The 19,258-nt window shown below is 62.3% G+C and carries 18 protein-coding genes; 5 read left to right on the top strand and 13 right to left on the bottom strand.

The window, feature by feature from the left end; genetic code table 11:
- The first annotated feature begins 46 nt into the window (after nt 1-46).
- From ABR948_RS01375 to ABR948_RS01365, 3 genes are all read left to right on the top strand, one after another.
- On the top strand, nt 47-1,291 hold the full coding sequence (locus tag ABR948_RS01375) for an MFS transporter (protein WP_428113472.1): 1,245 nt from the start codon (nt 47-49) through the stop codon (nt 1,289-1,291).
- A gap of 40 nt (nt 1,292-1,331) precedes the next feature.
- A complete protein-coding gene (locus tag ABR948_RS01370; protein ID WP_428113471.1) occupies nt 1,332-1,694 on the top strand; it encodes a nuclear transport factor 2 family protein in 363 nt (120 codons plus the stop codon).
- 87 nt (nt 1,695-1,781) lie between these two features.
- Nucleotides 1,782-3,053: an MFS transporter gene (locus tag ABR948_RS01365; RefSeq protein ID WP_428113469.1), complete on the top strand. Its 1,272-nt coding sequence runs from the start codon at nt 1,782-1,784 to the stop codon at nt 3,051-3,053.
- Here ABR948_RS01365 and ABR948_RS01360 read toward each other — a convergent pair.
- Nucleotides 3,004-3,501: a VOC family protein gene (locus ABR948_RS01360; RefSeq protein WP_428113467.1), complete on the bottom strand. Its 498-nt coding sequence runs from the start codon at nt 3,499-3,501 to the stop codon at nt 3,004-3,006. The genes ABR948_RS01365 and ABR948_RS01360 overlap by 50 nt on opposite strands.
- Nucleotides 3,502-3,555: 54 nt before the next feature.
- A complete protein-coding gene (locus ABR948_RS01355) occupies nt 3,556-4,101 on the bottom strand; it encodes a carboxymuconolactone decarboxylase family protein (protein WP_428113465.1) in 546 nt (181 codons plus the stop codon).
- Nucleotides 4,102-4,259: 158 nt separating this feature from the next.
- Between ABR948_RS01355 and ABR948_RS01350 the strand changes: the two genes are divergently transcribed.
- Both ABR948_RS01350 and ABR948_RS01345 read left to right on the top strand, forming a co-directional pair.
- A complete protein-coding gene (locus ABR948_RS01350) occupies nt 4,260-5,444 on the top strand; it encodes an acyl-CoA dehydrogenase family protein (protein ID WP_428113463.1) in 1,185 nt (394 codons plus the stop codon).
- 165 nt (nt 5,445-5,609) lie between these two features.
- The gene (locus ABR948_RS01345) at nt 5,610-6,749 is read left to right on the top strand and encodes an acyl-CoA dehydrogenase family protein (RefSeq protein WP_428113462.1); all 1,140 of its coding nucleotides are present in this window, start codon (nt 5,610-5,612) and stop codon (nt 6,747-6,749) included.
- A 175-nt stretch (nt 6,750-6,924) separates the two neighbouring features.
- On the opposite strand, the gene ABR948_RS01340 is transcribed toward ABR948_RS01345, so the two are convergent.
- From ABR948_RS01340 to ABR948_RS01290, 11 genes are all read right to left on the bottom strand, one after another.
- Entirely contained in the window at nt 6,925-7,962 is a 1,038-nt protein-coding gene (locus tag ABR948_RS01340) for an amino acid ABC transporter substrate-binding protein (RefSeq protein ID WP_428113460.1), read from the bottom strand.
- A gap of 59 nt (nt 7,963-8,021) precedes the next feature.
- Nucleotides 8,022-8,615, bottom strand: coding sequence for a L,D-transpeptidase (locus ABR948_RS01335; RefSeq protein WP_428113459.1), 594 nt, complete (start codon nt 8,613-8,615; stop codon nt 8,022-8,024).
- A 161-nt stretch (nt 8,616-8,776) separates the two neighbouring features.
- Nucleotides 8,777-8,905 carry a DUF2474 domain-containing protein gene (locus tag ABR948_RS01330; protein WP_428113458.1) on the bottom strand — a complete coding sequence of 43 codons (129 nt, stop codon included), beginning with the start codon at nt 8,903-8,905 and terminating at the stop codon, nt 8,777-8,779.
- The gene (gene cydB, locus ABR948_RS01325; protein ID WP_428113456.1) at nt 8,905-9,918 is read right to left on the bottom strand and encodes a cytochrome d ubiquinol oxidase subunit II; all 1,014 of its coding nucleotides are present in this window, start codon (nt 9,916-9,918) and stop codon (nt 8,905-8,907) included. Before cydB ends, ABR948_RS01330 begins: the two co-directional genes overlap by 1 nt.
- The gene (locus tag ABR948_RS01320) at nt 9,918-11,324 is read right to left on the bottom strand and encodes a cytochrome ubiquinol oxidase subunit I (RefSeq protein ID WP_428113455.1); all 1,407 of its coding nucleotides are present in this window, start codon (nt 11,322-11,324) and stop codon (nt 9,918-9,920) included. Before ABR948_RS01320 ends, cydB begins: the two co-directional genes overlap by 1 nt.
- Before the next feature lie 165 nt (nt 11,325-11,489).
- On the bottom strand, nt 11,490-12,101 hold the full coding sequence (locus tag ABR948_RS01315) for a sigma-70 family RNA polymerase sigma factor (RefSeq protein ID WP_428113502.1): 612 nt from the start codon (nt 12,099-12,101) through the stop codon (nt 11,490-11,492).
- Between the two features lie 299 nt (nt 12,102-12,400).
- A complete protein-coding gene (locus ABR948_RS01310; protein WP_428113453.1) occupies nt 12,401-13,354 on the bottom strand; it encodes an SMP-30/gluconolactonase/LRE family protein in 954 nt (317 codons plus the stop codon).
- Between the two features lie 73 nt (nt 13,355-13,427).
- Nucleotides 13,428-14,171 carry a response regulator gene (locus ABR948_RS01305; RefSeq protein ID WP_428113451.1) on the bottom strand — a complete coding sequence of 248 codons (744 nt, stop codon included), beginning with the start codon at nt 14,169-14,171 and terminating at the stop codon, nt 13,428-13,430.
- A gap of 12 nt (nt 14,172-14,183) precedes the next feature.
- Complete coding sequence (locus ABR948_RS01300) at nt 14,184-15,926, bottom strand: ATP-binding response regulator (protein ID WP_428113450.1); 1,743 nt, start codon at nt 15,924-15,926, stop codon at nt 14,184-14,186.
- On the bottom strand, nt 15,896-17,902 hold the full coding sequence (locus ABR948_RS01295) for a sensor histidine kinase (RefSeq protein ID WP_428113500.1): 2,007 nt from the start codon (nt 17,900-17,902) through the stop codon (nt 15,896-15,898). Before ABR948_RS01295 ends, ABR948_RS01300 begins: the two co-directional genes overlap by 31 nt.
- Before the next feature lie 98 nt (nt 17,903-18,000).
- A complete protein-coding gene (locus ABR948_RS01290) occupies nt 18,001-18,996 on the bottom strand; it encodes a TRAP transporter substrate-binding protein (RefSeq protein ID WP_428113449.1) in 996 nt (331 codons plus the stop codon).
- Nucleotides 18,997-19,258: the final 262 nt, after the last annotated feature.

The raw sequence follows: 19,258 nt of genomic DNA, 5'->3' as shown, positions 1-19,258 counted from the left end.
GTGAACTTGTCGATTGAACCTGGCCGCGTGTGGGTGGAAATATCAGATGATCGACATGACGGCAGCCGACGAGATTTCCGATGACGCCCGCGCGCGATCCAATGTCATGCGCCTGGCGGCGGCGCAGGCGCTGACCGGCGCGAACTCGGCCGTCATTTTCGCGACCGGCTCGATTGTCGGGGCATTGCTGGCGCCGGACGTCTCGCTGGCGACCGTGCCGATCTCGATGTATGTGGTTGGGCTCGCCGCCGGCACGCTGCCGACCGGCGCCATCTCGCGCGCCTATGGCCGCCGCGTCGCTTTCATCATCGGCACCTTCTGCGGCATGCTGACCGGCCTGCTCGGGGCCTTCGCCATCCTCCATGCGTCGTTCCCGCTGTTTTGCTGTGCGACGTTCCTCGGCGGCCTCTATGGCGCGGTGTCGCAATCCTATCGTTTCGCCGCCGCCGATGGCGCCAGCGCCGCCTTTCGACCGAAAGCAGTGTCGTGGGTGATGGCCGGCGGCGTGTTCGCGGGCGTGCTCGGTCCGCAGCTCGTGCAATGGACGATGGATGTCTGGCAGCCTTATTTGTTCGCCTTCAGTTTTATGGTGCAGGCGATGGTGGCGCTGATCGCGATGGCCGTTCTCGTCGGCGTCGATGCGCCGAAGCCCGCACCGGCAGATCTGCATGGCGGCCGTCGGCTGTTCGAGATCGCGCGGCAGCCGCGGTTTATCGCAGCCGCACTGTGCGGCGTCATCGCCTATCCGATGATGAATCTGGTCATGACGTCGGCGCCGCTGGCGATGAAAATGTGCGGCTTAAGTCTCAGCGATTCGAATTTCGGCATCCAGTGGCACATCGTTGCGATGTACGGCCCGAGCTTCTTCACGGGAGCCCTTATCGCCCGCTTCGGTGCGCCGAGGATTGTCGCGCTCGGCCTGTCGCTCGAAGCCGTCGGCGCCACGATCGGCCTGTCCGGCATGACGGCGATGCATTTCTGGGCCACGCTGATCGTGCTCGGCATCGGCTGGAATTTTGCCTTTGTCGGCGCTTCGGCGCTGGTGCTGGAGACGCACCGGCCGCAGGAGCGCAACAAGGTTCAGGCCTTCAACGATTTTCTGGTGTTCGGGATGATGGCGTTGGGTTCGTTCTCTTCGGGGCAGCTGTTGGCCAATTTCGGCTGGTCGGCGGTCAACATGGTGGTGTTTCCGCCCGTCTTGCTGGGACTCCTGGTACTGGCGGTGACTTCGTTGGCAAAGCGGCGGGCGGCATCGCAACCGATTCCGGAATTTCCCGATTCCGGCATGTAGTTGGCCAGCCTTTTTCCTGCCTGAACTGTTGGAGGTCTTGATGCCGTCGCGAGCCCGTCTCGATGAGTTCATCGCTTTCGTCGAATCCGGCGATCATGCCGGCGCGATCGAGCGCTATTACACCGAAGATTCCAGCATGCAGGAGAATGCGGCGCCACCGCGTGCCGGTCGCGACCTGCTGGTCGCTCACGAGCGTGGTGTGCTGGCGTTGATGTCGCACGTCTATTCCAAGGCGATGTCGTCGGTGGTCGAAGGCGATCACGTCGCCATTCACTGGATCTTCGAGATGACCGACAAGACCGGCAAGTTGCGCCGGTTCGACGAGGTCGCGCTACAGGAATGGCGTGGCGACAGGATATTCCGCGAGCGATTTTTCTACGATCCGACCAAGGTCGTGACGTAGATTCATGATCCCACACTTCGGCACTGGCCGAAGCATTGTGGCCTGCGGTCGGCTAGCGTGGATTATCTAACTCAGGATAAGAGCTCGGTGCAGGCGTTCAGTTCCGTTACGGTCGACGAACGATCCATCCGCTACGAGGGTTGGCGGATCGTTGCGGTATGTTTTCTGGTCGCCATCTTCGGCTGGGGCTTTGGTTTTTACGGCCAAACCGTTTATGTCGCCGAGTTGCACCGTCTGCATGGCTGGCCGGCTTCGCTGATCTCGTCCGGCACGACCTTCTTCTATTTGTTCGGCGCGTTACTGATCGTCTTCGTCAGCGAGGCGATCCGCAGTTTCGGTCCACGCAACTGCCTGCTGGCGGGTACATGTGCGATGGCCGCCGCCGCTGTGCTGATGGGCCGGGCGGCGGAGCCGTGGCAGCTTTACCTTGCCGATGCCGTGTTTGCCTTCGGATGGGCGGGAACCAGCCTCGGCGTCATCACCAACACGCTCGGGCTGTGGTTCGACACAAAGCGCGGCATGGCGATCAGCCTGGCGCTGAACGGCGCGAGCTTCGGCGGCATCATCGGCGTGCCGTTGCTGGTGGTCGCGATCGGCCGTCTCGGGTTTTCCGGTGCGATGACGCTGGCCGCAGTCGCGATGCTCGCGCTGATGATTCCGATCATCCTGACCTTTGTTGGGCCGCCGCCGGCCGGTCGCGTTGAAACGCAATGGCCTGGCACGGAAATTCGATCCGCGCCGCGGATACGCGCAATGGCGCTGCGGGATACTGCATTCCTGACGGTAGCCGTCGCGTTCGCGCTGGTGTTATGCGCGCAGGTCGGGTTCATCGTCCACCTGATCACCTTTCTCGATCCGGTGATTGGGCGCGAGCACGCCGCGATCGCGGTCGCGCTATTGACGGCAATGGCCGTGGTCGGTCGCGTGCTGTTCTCTGCCGTGATCGACCGGCTCAACCAAAGGCTGGCGTCGGCGTTGTCGTTCACCAGCCAGGCCGTGGCGCTGGCGGTCGTCATCAATTCACGCAACGAGGCGCTGCTGGTTGCGGCCTGCGCGCTGTTCGGATTCTCGGTCGGAAACCTTATTACACTGCCTTCCCTGATCATCCAGCGCGAATTCGACTCACGTTCGTTTGGCGTGCTGATCAGCCTGATCACGGCGATCAACCAGGTTACCTATGCGTTCGGTCCCGGAATCATTGGCCTGCTGCGCGACGCGTCCGGAAGTTACAGCTTGCCGTTTTACGGCTGCATTGGCCTTGAGCTGATCGCGGCCATGCTGATCATGGTGCGCGGAAAGGGCGGACGAATCACGCCACCCGTTGCCGCAATAGATCTTCCAGATCGAGCCGGTGCGTGAACATCGCCAGCGACCCGTCGGGCCGGCGCGGCCATTGCGCCTCGGGCCGGTCCCAATACAGCTCGACGCCGTTCTCGTCGGGGTCGCGAAGATAAAGCGCTTCGCTGACGCCGTGATCGCTGGCTCCGTCGAGTTGAATTCCAGCCTGGATCACGCGATGCAGCGCGTCGGCCAGCGCAGGCCGCGTCGGGTAAAGAATCGCGGTGTGAAACAGCCCCGTCGTTCCCGGTGCCGGCGGGTGGCCGCCTTTGCTTTCCCAGGTGTTCAGGCCGATATGATGATGATAGCCGCCGGCGGAAATGAACGCCGCGTCGGAGCCGATCCGTTGCATCACCTCGAAGCCCAGCACGCCGCTGTAAAATCCCAGCGCGCGATCGAGATCTGCCACCTTGAGGTGAACATGTCCGATCCGCGTTCCCGCGATGATGGGTGTCGGGTTTTCGGGCATGGTTTCTCCGTTTGCAGTCGTTGCTTCCGTGACGATCTATGCAGCGGTCGTCCGTTAGGCAAGATCGGACACCTCGCCCTCCGGCAGGCCGAATTCGAACGTGTTCAGCGTCATCGAAACCATGGTGTAATAGCCGCACAGGCCGACGACTTCGACCAGTCCGCGTTCGCTCAGCACCTTCACGGCCTCGTCGTAAAGACCCTGGGTGAGACCGTGACCTTCGTGCAGTGATCTCGCGACATCGTAGATCATCTGGCCCTTTGGATCGTCGAAACGGGGCGTGCGGCGATGCCGGATGTCCTCGATGATGCCGGGGTCCATGCCGCCCTTGAGCGCAAGCCGCTTGTGGGCGAACCATTCGTAATGCGAGGTCCAGTGCCGCGCCGTGACCAGGATCGCGATCTCCGACAGCTTGGCCGGAAACATGGTGTCGAACCGCAGCACACCGCCCAGGCGTGTGGCATGGCGTGCCATCTCCGGGCTGTTGAGCCAGGCCATCATCGGCGCCGGCGGAGCGCCGCGCTTGCCGGCGATCGATTCGTCGTAGGTTTCTTTCTGCTCCGCGCTCATTTCGCCTGGCGAAAGCAACTTTAGCCGCATCTGCATTTCCTCTTGTTTTTCAATCGCTGCGGCTTTGCGAATACACCCGATCGGGGGTCAAGGCCACATCCGTGGCCGCATGGGAGAGCCACAGACATATTGAATTCCGCGATGCGGCGGCTAAGGTCGATCCAACAACAGCTGATGGAAACGCTCCCATGTCCGATCTGGAAAATTTTCGCCGTGAGACCCGCGCCTGGCTGGAGGCCAATTGTCCGCCGGAGATGCGGCGGCCGATGACCTCGGACGAAGATACGTTCTGGGGCGGCCGCAACACCAAATTCTCCTCCGAACCGCAGCGCGTCTGGTTCGAGCGGATGCGCGACAAGGGCTGGACCGTGCCGCACTGGCCAAAAGAATATGGCGGTGGCGGCCTCGACCCGGAGCAGACCAAAATTCTGCGCCAGGAGATGGCCGCGCTCGGCGCGCGCCAGCCGCTGACCTCGTTCGGTATTTCCATGCTCGGGCCTGCGCTGCTGAAATACGGCACCGAAGCGCAGAAGCAGGAGCATCTGCCCAGGATCGCGGCCGGCCTGATCCGCTGGTGCCAGGGCTATTCCGAACCGAATGCGGGATCGGACCTTGCGTCACTGCAGACCCGCGCCGAGAGCGATGGCGACGACTTCATCATCAACGGCCAGAAGATCTGGACCTCTTATGCCAATTTCGCCGACTGGATTTTTTGTCTGGTGCGCACCGATGCGACCGGCAAGAAACATGACGGTATCAGTTTCATTCTGTTCGACATGGCGTCCAAAGGTGTCTCGACCAAGCCCATTCTGTTGATCTCGGGCCGCTCGCCGTTCTGCGAAACCTTCTTCGACGATGTCCGGGTACCGAAGGCCAATGTGGTCGGCACGGTCAATCGCGGCTGGGACGTCGCCAAATATCTGCTGCAGCACGAGCGCGCGATGATCTCGGGCATGGGCGAGCGCGGCGTCGGCCGGCCGCTGGGGCAGGTCGCCGCGGACTCGGTGGGGACCGACGAGCAGGGCCGTCTGGAAGATCCGATGCTGCGCGGACAAATCGCCACCTTCGAGATCGACGAGGCGGCGCTGGCCTGCGCCGCCGAACGCGCGGTCGACCTCGCAAAAGCCGGTCAGGCGCATCCGGCGTTTTCCTCGGCGATGAAATATTACGGCACTGAGCTCAACAAGCGCCGCTACGAAATCCTGATGTCCGCGGGCGGTGTCGACGCGCTGGAATGGGAGAGCGAGCGCTCGAAAGGCGGCGCACGGCCGCGCGCCTGGCTGCGCACCAAGGCCAACTCGATCGAAGGCGGCACCTCGGAGGTGATGCTCGGCATCGTGGCAAAACGAATTCTCGATTTGCCGGGGGCCTGAGGCACGTCATTCCGGGGCCCGCGAAGCGTGAACCTCAGATGTGCAATCGCACATCGGGGAATCTCGCGCCACAACCTCTGGATTCCGGGTTCGACGCTTCGCGCCGCCCCGGAATGACAAAACTAAAAGCACGTAATTCGAAACACCACCAAACCGGAAACACAAATGGCACTCGTCCTCAGCGAAGAACAGTCGATGTTGCGCGACAGCGCGCGCGGGCTCATCAGCGACAAGGCGCCGGTGTCGCATTTGCGGCAGCTGCGCGATGCCAAGGATGCGACCGGATTTTCCCGCGACCTGTGGAAGAGTTTCGCCGAGATGGGATTTTCCGGCCTGCTGGTGCCGGAGGATTTCGGCGGCAGCGGTCTGGGCTGCGTCGAGGCCGGCGTGGTGATGGAGGAAATCGGCCGCACGCTGATGCCGTCGCCGTTTCTGGCCACCGCGGTGCTGGCGGCTTCCGCATTGTCGCGCGGCGGCAGCGCGGCGCAGAAGTCCGAGCACCTGCCGAAGATCGCCGATGGCTCGCTGCTGGCCGCGCTCGCCGTCGATGAAGGGTCAAAGCACCGCCCGCTGCAGACCCGAATGCAGGCGGTGCGTTCCGGCAATGGATTCAGGCTTCAGGGCGACAAGGCCTTTGTGGTCGATGGCCACACCGCCGATCTTTTGATCGTGGCGGCCCGCACCGCGGGTGCCCCCGGCGAGCGCGACGGTCTGACGCTGTTTTTGGTCGACCCCAGGACCAAGGGCATCGAGACCGAGCGCACCGCGATGGTCGACTCGCACAATGCCGCGCGCATCAAATTTGATAATGTCGAGGTCAATGCCGATGGCGTGCTCGGCGAGGTCGATCAGGGCGGCGCATTGCTGGAAGGCGTGCTCAATATCGGCCGCGGCGCGGTCGCCTCGGAAATGGTCGGGGTCAGCGAGGAAGTATTCGGCCGCACCGTCGGTTATCTGAGGGAGCGCAAGCAATTCGGCAAATTGATCGGCGAATTCCAGGCGCTGCAGCACCGCGCCGCGCAGCTCTATATCGAGATCGAGATCACCCGCGCCGCGGTGCTAAAGGCGTTGCAGACGCTCGACGGCAATTTTGAGAATGCGGGGGCGGCGGTCGCGGTCGCCAAGGCTCGGGCGGGCTCAACCGCGACGCTTGCGGTTCAGGAAGGCGTGCAGATGCATGGCGGCATGGGCATGACCGACCAGTTCGACATCGGCTTCTTCATGAAACGCGCGCGGGTCTGCCAGGAATTGTTCGGCGATACCAACTTTCATGCCGATCAATTGGCGAGGATGAAGAGCTATTGAGGCCATGCGCACGGGCGTCGCGTCATAATAACTCGTCATCGCCCGGCTTGACCGGGCGACCCAGTACCCCGCAGCGTTCGTGATAAAACACAAAGGCTGCGGCGTACTGGATCACCCGCTTTCGCGGGTGATGACGAGCGGTTGTGTGGCGAGCTTACGGGTTAAGCCAGAAGCCTTACCTGATCGGCGGCGCGTACTGGATGCCGCCGGCGCTCCAGAGCTGGTTGAGGCCTCTGGGGATGCCGAGTTTCGATCCCGAGCCGACATTGCGCTCGTAGACCTCGCCGTAATTGCCGACATGGCGGATGATGCGGACGGCCCAGTCCCTGGTCAGCCCCAGCTCCTCGCCATAATTCCCCTCGGTTCCGACCAGCCGCATCACGTCGGGCTTCTTCGAGTTCAGCGCCTCGTCGATGTTTTTGGAGGTAATGCCGAGTTCTTCGGCATTGATCATCGCATACAAGGTCCACTTCACGATCAGCATCCAGTCATCGTCCCGCTCCCGCACCACAGGTGCCAGCGGTTCCTTTGAAATGACGTCGGGGAGGATGACGTGATCGCCCGGCTTGCCAAGGTTCAACCGCAACGCATACAGCTGGGAGACATCGGCGGTGAGCGTGTCGCACTGCCCGGCATCATAGGCCTTGATGACCTCTTCCAGTTTGCCGAATTTCATCTCCTGGTATTTGATGTTGTTGGCGCGGAAATAATCGGCGAGGTTGAGCTGGGTCGTGGTTTCCGATTGCACGCAGACCTTGCTGCCGTTGAGATCGAGCGCGGAATCGATGTTTCGTGACCTCGGAATCATGAATCCTTCGCCGTCATAATAGGCCACGGCCGGGAAATAGAGGTCATAGGACGTCTCGCGCGACATGCTCCAGGTCGAATTGCGGGAGAGAATATCGACCTTGCGGTTCTGCAACTCCTTGAAGCGCTCATTAGCGTCGAGCGGAACAAATTTCGCCTTCTTCGGATCGTCAAAGATCGCCGCGGCGACCGCGCGGCAGAAATCCACATCGAAGCCGGTCCAGTTGCCCTTGTCGTCGGGGATCGAGAAACCGGGCAGGCCGGTATTGACGCCGCACAGCACCTCGCCGCGACGGATCGTCCGTTTCAGGGTCCGCGTGTCATAGCGTTCGTAGGTGATAGCCGCCGCCGCGACCGCGACTGCGACCGCCAGCCCAATCAGGAGGCCGCCTCGGAATGTGCGCATGATTTATCTCTCGCAATGTCGGGAATAGGGAGCGGCTGCGGAAAACGCAGCCGTCGCGGTTACAATTCCGGCTTCTGCCGCACGATAACCTTGGTGCCGACCGGGACACGTTCATAGAGGTCGGCGACGTCGGCATTGACCAGCCGGAAACAGCCGGACGAAACCGCCGTGCCGATCGTATCCGGCCGGTTGGTGCCGTGGATGCGATAGACGGTGGTGCCAAGATACATCGCGCGCGCGCCGAGCGGGTTGCCCGGGCCGCCGGCCATAAAGCGGGGCAGATAAGGCTGGCGCGCGATCATCTCCGGCGGCGGCGTCCAGTCCGGCCATTCCGCCTTGCGGCTAATGTTCAGCAATCCCTGCCACTGAAATCCGTCGCGGCCGACGCCGATGCCATAGCGCAGCGCGCGGCCATTGCCCTGGATCAGATAGAGATGGCGCTCCGCGGTTGAGATGATGATGGTACCCGGCGCCTCGGTGGAGCGGTAGTAAACCATCTGCTTGCGGTATTCCGGATCCAGTTCCACGGAGTCATCCGCCAGAAGCCCGGGCTGGTCGCCGACGTCGGGCTGCTGTGCATGGCTCTGCGTGACTGAAAGCGTCAGGCCAACAGCTGAGATCATCATCCAGATCAGGTGCCGAAACTTCGTCATCGATGGACTCCTCGTTGGCCGCTTCCGGGTATCTGTCATTGTTTGCCAAATCACCGGAACCATCAAATCTCAGGGATGGCGCGATGGCAAGCAATCCGGATATCTAGCTGGGATAATTGCGATTTTTGCTGGGCAGGGCGCATCAGGCCGTCGCAAAAACTTCATTTCGGCGCGATCCATAACCGCAGCCCGAACGACACGATGGCGACAGCGCCGACGCCGCCCAGCCAAAGGGCGGCGAACCACAACAGGCGCTGCGCCAGCGGTCGTGCTTTGGGCGGCGAAGCCATCAATGATAGCCACTCCCGTGCTTGACCTTGCCGCGAAACACCCAATAGGCCCATGCGGTATAACCGAGGATCAGCGGCACCAGCACGGCCACGCCGAACAGCATGAAGACCTGGCTGTTCTGCGGCGATGCCGCCTGCCAGATGGTGATGCTCTGCGGCACGATATAGGGCCACATGCTGATGCCGAGCCCGGCATAGGACAGCGCGAACAGCGCCAGCGACAGAAAGAACGGCTGGTAATCCCGCTTGCCGGCGAGGCTGCGCAGCAACATCACGGCGACGGCGGCGACCGCAACCGGTACCGGCGCGGTCAGCACCAGGTTCGGCCAGGTAAACCAGCGCTGCGCATATTGGACGTGGAGGAACGGCGTGGCGATGCTGACCGCGCCGATGGCGCCCAACATCGCGAACAGCAAGGACCAGCTCAGGACATAGGCCCTGTCGCGAAGCGCGCCCTCGGTCTTGAGCACCAGCCACGTCGCGCCCAGGAGCGCATAGCCGACCGCCAGCGCAAGGCCGGTCAGGATGCTGAACGGCGTCAGCCAGTCCCACCAGCCGCCGGCATAATGCCGCCCCTCGACATGGACGCCCTGCAGGATGGCGCCGAGCGCGATCCCCTGCGCCAGCGCCGCCAGCAGCGATCCGCCGGCGAAGGCGATATCCCAGCGGTTTCGCCCGCCCTGCGTGGTGCGCCAGCGGAATTCAAAGGCGACGCCGCGAAAGATCAGGCCGATCAGCATCGCGATCATCGGCGTGTACAGCGCCGGCATCAGCACCGCGTAAGCCAGCGGAAACGCAGCCATCATTCCGCCGCCGCCGAGTACCAGCCAGGTTTCGTTGCCGTCCCAGACCGGCGCGACACTGTTCATGATTACGTCGCGGTCGGCCTTGTCCGGAAACAAGGGAAACAGGATGCCAAGGCCGAGATCGAATCCGTCCATCACCACATAGACAAAGACGGCGAAGGCGATGATGAAGGCCCAGATGGTGGCAATGTCGACGGCGCCGGTCATCACGCGGCTCCCCTCGCGGCCGTGCCGGCCGCGGGTGTGATGCCTGCGGCACGCGCCGGCATGTCGCCCTGCGGCCCTTGCTCGCCGTGATGCGGCGGCTGCGCCATCAGCCGCAGAATATAGATCACGCCGGCGGAGAACACCGCGAAATAGACGATGATAAACGCGATCAGCGACGAGGCCACCGCGGGTGATGCGAGGGGTGAGGCCGATTCAACCGTCCGCAACAGCCCATACACCGTGAACGGCTGCCGCCCGGTCTCGGTGGTGATCCAGCCCGCGAGCACGGCCAGGAAGCCCGCCGGCCCCATCGCCATCGCAAACATATGCAGCAGGCGGGATTGATACAGCGTGCCGCGCCAGCGATTCCACAGGCTGAACAGGCCGAGCCCCATCATCAGGAATCCCAATCCGACCATGATCCGGAACGACCAGAAAGTGATCGGCACCGGCGGCCAGTTCTCGCGCGGCACGGTGTCGAGGCCCGCCAGCGGCGCATCGAAAGAGTGTTTCAGAATCAGCGAACCCAGTTTCGGAACCTCAACCGCGTATTTGACTTCGCCCGCGGCCTGGTCGGGCCAGCCGAACAAGATCAGCGGCGCACCGTTCTTGTGGCTCTCGTAATGGCCTTCCATCGCCATGATCTTGGTGGGCTGATGTTCCAGGGTGTTGAGGCCGTGCTGGTCGCCCGCGAGAATCTGGATCGGCGCCACCAGCGTGGCCATCCACATCGCCATCGAAAACATCACCCGCGGTCCCGGAAGATGCTGATCGCGCCACAGGTGAAACGCGCCGACGGCGCCGACCACCAGCGCGGTCGTGAGATAGGCCGCCAGCACCATGTGGACCAGGCGGTAGGGAAACGAGGGGTTGAAGATGAGTTTGAGCCAGTCGGCGGCGACGAACTGTCCGTCGGCGTTGATGGCGTACCCGGTCGGCGTTTGCATCCAGGAATTGGCGGACAGGATCCAGAACGCCGAGATCAACGTGCCGATCGCGACCATCAAGGTGGCGAGAAAATGCAGCCTGTGGCCGACCCGCTCCAGGCCGAACAGCATCACGCCGAGGAAGCCCGCTTCGAGGAAAAACGCGGTCAGCACCTCATAGGCCATCAAGGGACCGATCACGGGACCGGTCTTGTCTGAAAAAGCCGACCAGTTGGTGCCGAACTGGTAGGACATCACGATGCCCGACACCACGCCCATGCCGAAGGCGATGGCGAAGATCTTCAGCCAGTAATTGAACAGGTTGATGAAGACCTCGCGTCCGGTCCACAGCCAGAGCGCTTCAAGCACCGCGAGATAGCTTGCAAGCCCGATCGAGAAGGCCGGGAATACGATGTGGAACGACATCGTGAATGCGAATTGTGCCCGGGCCAACACCACTGCATCCCAGCCCTCGAACATGACATCCATCCGTCGTCGCTATTGCGATACGGACCTTATCATGCGCGATCAGCCGAAGGTATCGGGCTGATCGCAAACGCGCGAGATTGTGTGCGGCCGAACCGCTACGTTCGCGGTCGCCGCCGCGAAGCGGGCAAAGCCCGTCTTACGACCCAAAGGCTCGTCTCAAGCGGCCAAACTGTCGATGCCGGCCACTCTGAGCAGATCGGCGAGCTGTTTGCGGGCATAAAACATCCGGGTTTTCACCGTGCTCTGGGGGATCCCGATAATCCGGCCAACCTCTTCCACCGATTTCTCGTGATAATAGACGAGGTTGATGATCTCGCGGTGCGCCGGCGACAATTTCGCGACGCAGGCGCGCAGGATGGCGCTGGTGTCGCTGCGATCGAGCGAAGCTTCCGGTGTGTCGGCCTCGTCGGCGATTTCGAGCACGTCTTCCTGGTCGATGTCCTCATGCCGGCGCTGGCGCAGCGCGGTCAGCGCCTTGAAGCGGGCAATCGACAACAGCCAGGTGGAAACCTGGGAACGGCCCTCGAACTGGCTGGCGGTCCGCCAGACGTCCAGGAAAACCTGACTGACGAGGTCTTCCGCCATGGTGGCATCGCGCACCATGCGAAGGATGAAGCGGTAAACCCGTACATTGTGGCGGGAATAGAGGATGTGCATCGCAGTCCGGCCGCCATCGGCAATGCTTTCCAGCAGCATTTCATCCGTGGTCGCCTGGGCGGCGATGATGCCCTGGCGGGCTGCTGCATTGATGGCAATGACGTTCGGCATCGGCATGACAGGCTCCCAGTGTCGCCGCTTGGCGGCGCTTCGTTGCCTAAATTGATAGTCAGCGAACGTTTCGGGACGTCTGCACGCCAAGCGGAAAATGGTTTCATGCCCAGGAGAATTGTTTCGTCGCGGCTTCGGCGACGAAACATTCAGACAGGAAATGCCAGCAATTTGAATTAGATAAATTTTAGGTTGTGGTGCGGTCCGGGAAACGGTCCTCCCGATCGGGAAGGGGGAACCTTTCGGCAGTTGGGGTTTCGCGGCTCTCGTGGCCCGGACGGCCGGGAGCGTGGGCCGGCCTATTTGTGCCCGGCACAGGCCTGAAAACAGGCTTCGCGGCCCGGACGATCGGTGCGAAACGCTTCGATAAACCCGCCCTGCCGCTGCGTCACGTAAACGGTCTTTCCGTCATTGCCGCCAAAGGCCAGGTTCGTCGGCTCCTTTGCCTTGAGCGCGATCTCCCGTTTCAGTTTCCCCTGTGGGCTCAGCACGGCGATGGTGCCTTTCAGTATCCGCGCCACGAACAGGTTCCCCCCGGTATCGGTACGCAGGCCGTCGATGTCGAAATCGTCGAACCGCTTCACGAGCCTGGGCGAGAGAAGATGGGTGCCGTCGATCCGGTACGACCATATCTCCCGCGTGTCGGATTCACCGACATAGAGTGTCTTGCCGTCGGGGCTGAGATCGATACCGTTGGTCGTGCTCATTCGGCGATCGGCGGTCATCCTTTCACCGGCGACGCTGCCGTCGGCCGATTTCCGGATCCGCCAGACCTGCCCATCGTGTCGCTTCCAATGCGGGTCGCTCGCGTAGATCGTGCCATCCATTGCGATCGTCATGTCGTTGGGCTGGTTGAAGTCGTCAGAATGGAAATATGTTTCGACGTCTTTGCCGTCCGGACTGACCAGAAAGATATTATGCTTCTTGTAGTCGGCGACGAACATGCGGCCTTCCGGATCGAAGCGTATCGCATTTCCAATGCTTCCTTCGGGCAGGACCGCGAACAGCTCCGATTGCGAAGCGCCCGCCGCCAGTTTTCCGATCGTGCCGGGTTTGCCGAAATTGACGACGTACAGGTTTCCTCCCTGGTCGACGGCCGGTCCTTCGATGCCAAAAGTGTATTCCCCGGCGGGCGTGACCTGCCTGCTTTGAAATTTCGCCTCCTCGGCGATGGTGGACGACGCGATGATGGAGGTGCCCGCAATTGCGCAGAGCAACAAGGTTGTTCTGTTCGATATCGTAGCCGTTCGCATCCGTGCACTCACCGGCCGCACGTCGTGAGCGGACCTTGGCGCGTGCGTTTCTATCATCCCTTCGGGTTTGCCGTCACGCCTTGTCGCCGGCCGGCGAGAACAGATACCCGCCGCCCCGGATGGTGCGAATGACCGCGGGTTTGGTTGGGTCCGGTTCGATCTTGCGCCGGATTCGCATGATGCGCAGGTCGACGGCGCGATCGAAGGCTTCGCTGTCGCGCGCATTGGCCAATTCCAGCAGGCGCTCGCGCGACAGCACCCGCTTCGGATTTGCCGCGAACACCTTGAGCAGCCCGAATTCAGAGGCCGTCAGCGGATGCTCGTTGCCCTCGTCGTCGCGCAGCGCCTGCGCCTCGAGGTCGAGCCATTTGGTGCCAAACCGTACCAGCTGGTCTTTCGCCGCTTTCGCTCCGGCCGCGTCAGCCGCCGCGGCCTGCGCCCGAACCGGGGAGCTGCGCCGCAATACCGAGCGGATTCGCGCCATCAATTCACGCAATTCGCAGGGCTTTGCGACGTAATCGTCGGCACCGAGTTCCAGTCCGACCACGCGGTCGATCGGGCTCGCCGTCGCCGTCAACATGATGACGGGGACGTTGGTACGGCTTTTCAGGTCGCGAATGATGGAAAGCCCGTCTTCCTCCGGCATATTCAGATCGAGCACCACGAGATCGGGCACCGTGACCTCGATCGCCCCGCGCAGGCTCTTGCCGCCGTCGCACAGCGTCACCGTGAAGCCGTGCATCTTGAGATAGTCGCCGACCATCTCGCGGGCCGGCGCCTCGTCATCAACAATGATGATGTGCTGACTTTGGGTCATGTCATGATGCGATCATGTGTCTGTCGCCGGCAATGTGACGGTGAAGGTGGATCCCTGGCCGGGCCCGGCGCTGACAGCGGTTATTTCGCCGCCATGCATGTCGATGATGCGCTTGACGATCGACAGGCCGAGGCCAGTCGAGCTTTCGCCGGCCGTGGGTTTGGCGGAAAGCCGCTGGAAGCGGCCGAACAGCCGTCCCAGATCCTCGGGCGACAGGCCGGCGCCTTCATCGGCGATGCGGATGATGGTGTTGTTCTTTTCATGGCTCACCAGCATCGTGATCTTGCCGCCGATCGGGCTGTATTTGATGGCGTTGCTGACGAGATTGTCGATGGCTTCCCGGATCCGGTCGGCGTCGCACATGGTGACGAAATTCGGCGGCGCCGATACCGTGATGGCCTGCTGCTTGTTGACGGCCAAGGGCTGATTGGCATCGGCGACTTCCCTGACCAGGCCCGCGACATCGACCGGTTCGCGGCGAATGGTGATGTCGAAGGCATCGGCCATCGCGTCCGAGATCAGGTGATCGACCATCGAGGTCAGCCGCTTGGTGGCGTCGCGGATGTGTTCGACCTGGGACGTGACGCTCTCTTTGGACGCGCCGGTGCCGATCAATTCCGTCAGCATCTCGGTGCGGCCGAGGATGACGCCGAGCGGATTCTTCAAATCATGGGCGACGGTGCCGAGAATTTCGTTCTTGAAGCCGTTGGCGCGCTGCAGCCGCAGCCATTGCGCCGACAGTCTGCGGTTGGCCTGCATCAGCGCGCGGGTGCGCTGGGCGACGCGGTCCTCGAGCTGCGTGTTGGCTTCATGCAGCTGTTGATAAAGAATGACATTGTCGAACGCGATCGAAAGCCGGCTGCCGAAAATCTCGACCAGCGAGCGGTCGGTTTCGGATAGCGGACGCTCGGCCTGCAGCAGCACCACCACTTCGCGTCCGCTGCCGGTGCGAATGTAGAGAACGGTACGGTGGTCGACGAATTCATGCTTGCGCCGCTTGAAGGCGGCCTCCACCATCGACCGCAAATCGGGGTCGAGCGATTTGGATCCGGCGGTGCCGATGAAGCGGCTATAGCAGCCGGACCCGGCCAGCACGGAAAAGTCGTCGCCGACCACGCCGTTATCGCGCAGCACCAGAATGCCGGCACAATCGACGTTCAACAGCGAGGCGATCTGGGTCAGCACGCCTTCGGCGAGGCGCTGCATCGATTTGAAGTCGTACAAGGTCGAGGCGGCGTCGATGATGATTTCGAGCCCGCGCCGGGTCTGGACCATGCGCTCGAGCTGCTGATAGCTCCGCAACGCCGCGGTCAGCGAGGTAAACAGCTTGTCGGCGGTGAGTTCGGTCTTCGCCTTGTAGTCGTTGATGTCGTATTGGACGATCACGCGGCGTTCCGGCGCCTGTCCGGGCTGCCCGGTGCGCAGGATGATGCGAACGGTCTCGTTCCCAAGTTCATTGCGGATGTATTCGACGAGATCGAGGCCGGCGGCGTCGGTTTCCATGATGACGTCGAGCAGCACGGCCGCGATATCGGGATGGGCGCGCATCAAGGTCCGGCCCTCGGCGGCTGAATAGGCCGAAAGGATCTCGAGCGTCTGGCCATTGAGATTGTAGTCGCTCAGCGCAAAGCGGGTGCCTTCGTGCACGGCCTGATCGTCGTCGATGACCGCGACCTTCCACTTGCGTGCGGTCGAGGTCTCCGGAGCCGTTCCGGTATCGTCGATCAGGTGGAGGACATCGTCCTGTTCGGCCATTGAGGCGTCCCGTTATTGGCTGGGTCTTGTGTTGCGGGGCCCCCTTTGGCGACCCTCGGTATGATAATGCGAAATGTGGTGCCTTGTCCCAGTCTTGAATCCAGCATCATCCGGCCACCGAGCTGCTGGGTGACGAGATTATAGACGATGTGCAGGCCAAGTCCGGTCCCGCCCTCGTTGCGGCGGGTGGTAAAGAACGGGTCGAACGCCTGCCGCTGCACGTCCGGCGTCATTCCGGCTCCATTATCGGCAAAAATGATCTCGACGTCGTCGCTGCCGCGGGGCCTTGCTGAAATCGTGATCGCCCCGGAGCGCCCGTCGGCAAAGGCATGGTTGGCGGCGTTGAGGAACAGGTTGGTCAGAATCTGGCCATATGCGCCCGGGTACCCGTCGATCATGAGGCCCTCCGGTACCTCGACCGACAGGGCGATCGACGCCTTCTTCAGCGCCGGCCGCAGGCTGGCGATGATCTGGTCGGTCGCCTCGCCCAGGCTGAATTGCCGGCGTTCCGCATGCGAGCGGTCGACCGCGACCTGCTTGAAGGATTGAATCAGTTCGCCGGCGCGATGCAGATTTCCGACCAGTTGTTGGGCGGCATCGCGCGAGGTTTTGACGAATTCCTCGAGTTGGGATCGCCGCAGCCCGGTTCCGGAATTCAATTCGGTCTCGAACATTTCGGCGCGGCGCGCAAAACTGGAGGCGACCGTCAGGCTGATACCGATCGGGTTGTTCACCTCATGGGCGACCCCGGCGACCAGGCCACCGAGCGCGGCCAGGCGCTCGGCGTCGATCAGATTCTGCTGGGCGGCATTCAGCTCAAGCAGAGCGCTCTCGGCCTTCTCTTTTGAGGCGCGCAACTCGTCTTCGGTCGTGCGCTTGGCAATGGCGTTCTCGCGGAAAACCTCGACCGCGCGTGCCATCGCGCCGACCTCGTCCTTGGCGTCCGTTCCCTGGACGCGCCGATTGTAATCGCCCGACGTGATCGCCTGCATCGCCGTCATGATCTGCTGCAAGGGCAGGCGGACGCTCAGCGCGATCAGCACGCCCGCGGTGATGATGATGCCGAGAAAGATCACCGCGATCGAAAGCACTTTGCGCGATATGTCGGCCAGCGTCCGGTCGAATGTCTCCTGCGCTTTCTGCTCGCGCTGGCGCATCTTGACCGACAATTCATCGATGGTGCTGCTGGCTTCGGCCTGGCTGGCGTCGATCGCGTCGCGCAACAGCTCGGTCCGGGTCGTGAGCTGCTCCGACAATTTCGCAAGGCCCTGGCGCAGCGCCACCGCTCGCGCATTCAACCGCTGCAGCGCCATCCGCTGCAGATCGTTATCCGCAAGGTCGCTCATCACCGGGATCGTCTGTTCGATGGTCTCGGTATTGCGGCGGGCCTCTTCGGCGGAAGCGGTCGCCAGCGAAAGATAATAGGCGTTGGCGGCGACCAGCATCGCGGTAAAGGCCTCGCGGGATTTTCCAAGCGACGGCCAGATCAGGGCATCGCGGTGTCCTGTCGCGCCCTCGATGATCGAGTAGAGCCCGGCCATGTCCCGTGCCGGGGTCAGCACCTCGTCCTCGTAGGTGTTCGAAATGGTCGCCTGGAGGTCGCGCAATTCACTGAAGCCGCCGAGGAAGCGTTCGGTGACGTGCTCGAGCTGCTGGACCGACCCTGACAGCATCGGGTCGGTCGAGGCGCGCGTGGTGAGAGTGCCGAGAACCGTCTCGTGCAGATGCGATATTTCCTCGAACAATTCGGGGCTCGGCTGGGTGATGTAGCGATGGATCAGGTTCTGCAGATGGCCGGTTTCACTCTCCAGCCGCGCCAGGATGGTGTCGGATTCCCGCACCTGCCGCACGTCCTCCCAAGCCGAACCGAGCACCTGGACGCCGTTCCAGATCATCGCGACCAGCACCACGACGACCGCCGAGTTCAGCGCCGCGATCGACAGGATGCGCCAGCGTATCGGTACCGCGCGGAGCAGCCCGACGATGCGGGAGCGGCCCCGCGCGGCGAGGCTCGCCGGCCGTTCCTCGGCTTCGTCATGCTGAAGCGTTCCAAACACCAATTCAGTCCACCTTTTCAGTCCACCCGGCGAATTCGTTCAATCAATTCCGCGGCCGCGGGATCGCGTCGCGCTTTGGCATAGATTCCATCCATCGCCGCCTCGAACGGCTTGCGGTCGAAGTCGGTGATGATCGTCACGCCGGCGCTTTCCGCCTGCCGGCGCGATCGCTCCTCAAGCGCCTTCCATCGCTCGCGCATGAAGTGGCTGGATTCGATTGCCGCCTCGCGAAAGATCTTGCGGTCCTCGGCCGAGAGGCTGTCCCAGGCCTTTTGCGACATCACCAGCACTTCCGGACTCATCGTGTGTTCGGTGAGGGTATAATAGCCGGCATATTTGTAGTGGTCGGTGGTGACAAAGGAGGGCCAGTTGTTCTCCGCGCCGTCGATCAGTTTGGTGGCGAGCCCGGTGCGAACCTGTCCATAGGGCAGCTCGATCGGATCCGCGCCGAGCGCCTTGATCATGTCGGACATCAATTCGGACTGCTGTACACGCAGTCGCAACCCCTTCATGTCCGCGATCGAGCGGACCGGCCTGACGCTGTTGTAGATCGATCGGGCGCCGGAATCGTAGAACGTCAGACCGACAAATCCATAGGGCTCGAAGCTGTCGAGAATGGCGGTGCCGATCGGTCCGTCCAGCACCCTCTGCATGTGCTCGATGGAGCGAAACAGAAACGGCATCGCCAGCACGTTCGTCGCCGGCACAAAGGCTCCGATCAGCGCAACGTTGGTGCGGTTGAGATCGATCGCGCCGACGCGGGTCTGCTCGATGGTTTCCTTTTCCTCGCCGAGCTGGCGCGAGTGAAACACCCGGATCTGGTGGCGGTCGCCGCTGCGCTCCGCGATCAGGCGGCCCATGTAACGCAGCGCTTCGACCGTCGGGTAGTCTTCGCTCTGGGTATCGGCGGCGCGAAATTCCCGCGCCCATGCGCTGGTCGTGACCGCTGCCAGAAGCAGCCCAACGACCATGACGGCGGTCCGCGAAAGGCCGGCGCGGTTGTACACTGGCAACTCATCCCCCTGTAATGGGGTCGGTGATCGGAACCAAAGGTTCAACGCAATTTAGCAGAAGGTTTCCACGATCGCGTCCGGGCCGGGCGATCGCAAGAGCGGTCGCCTCAATTGCCAGGCTCGATTCGGCATCGCCTAAGGAAAGAGCGATTTTAATATCTGCCTACCAAACGGGCAATGGCATTTCTTTGTATGCAATGAGATTGCGCGCCAATGACGCGGAATTCGCCTCTTGAGAATCCATATTCGAAGCTAAATCAGA

It is taken from the genome of Bradyrhizobium sp. (assembly GCF_050014615.1).
In the GTDB taxonomy this organism is placed as follows: Bacteria; Pseudomonadota; Alphaproteobacteria; order Rhizobiales; family Xanthobacteraceae; genus Bradyrhizobium.
This window is presented reverse-complemented; position numbering and strand designations above follow the sequence as displayed.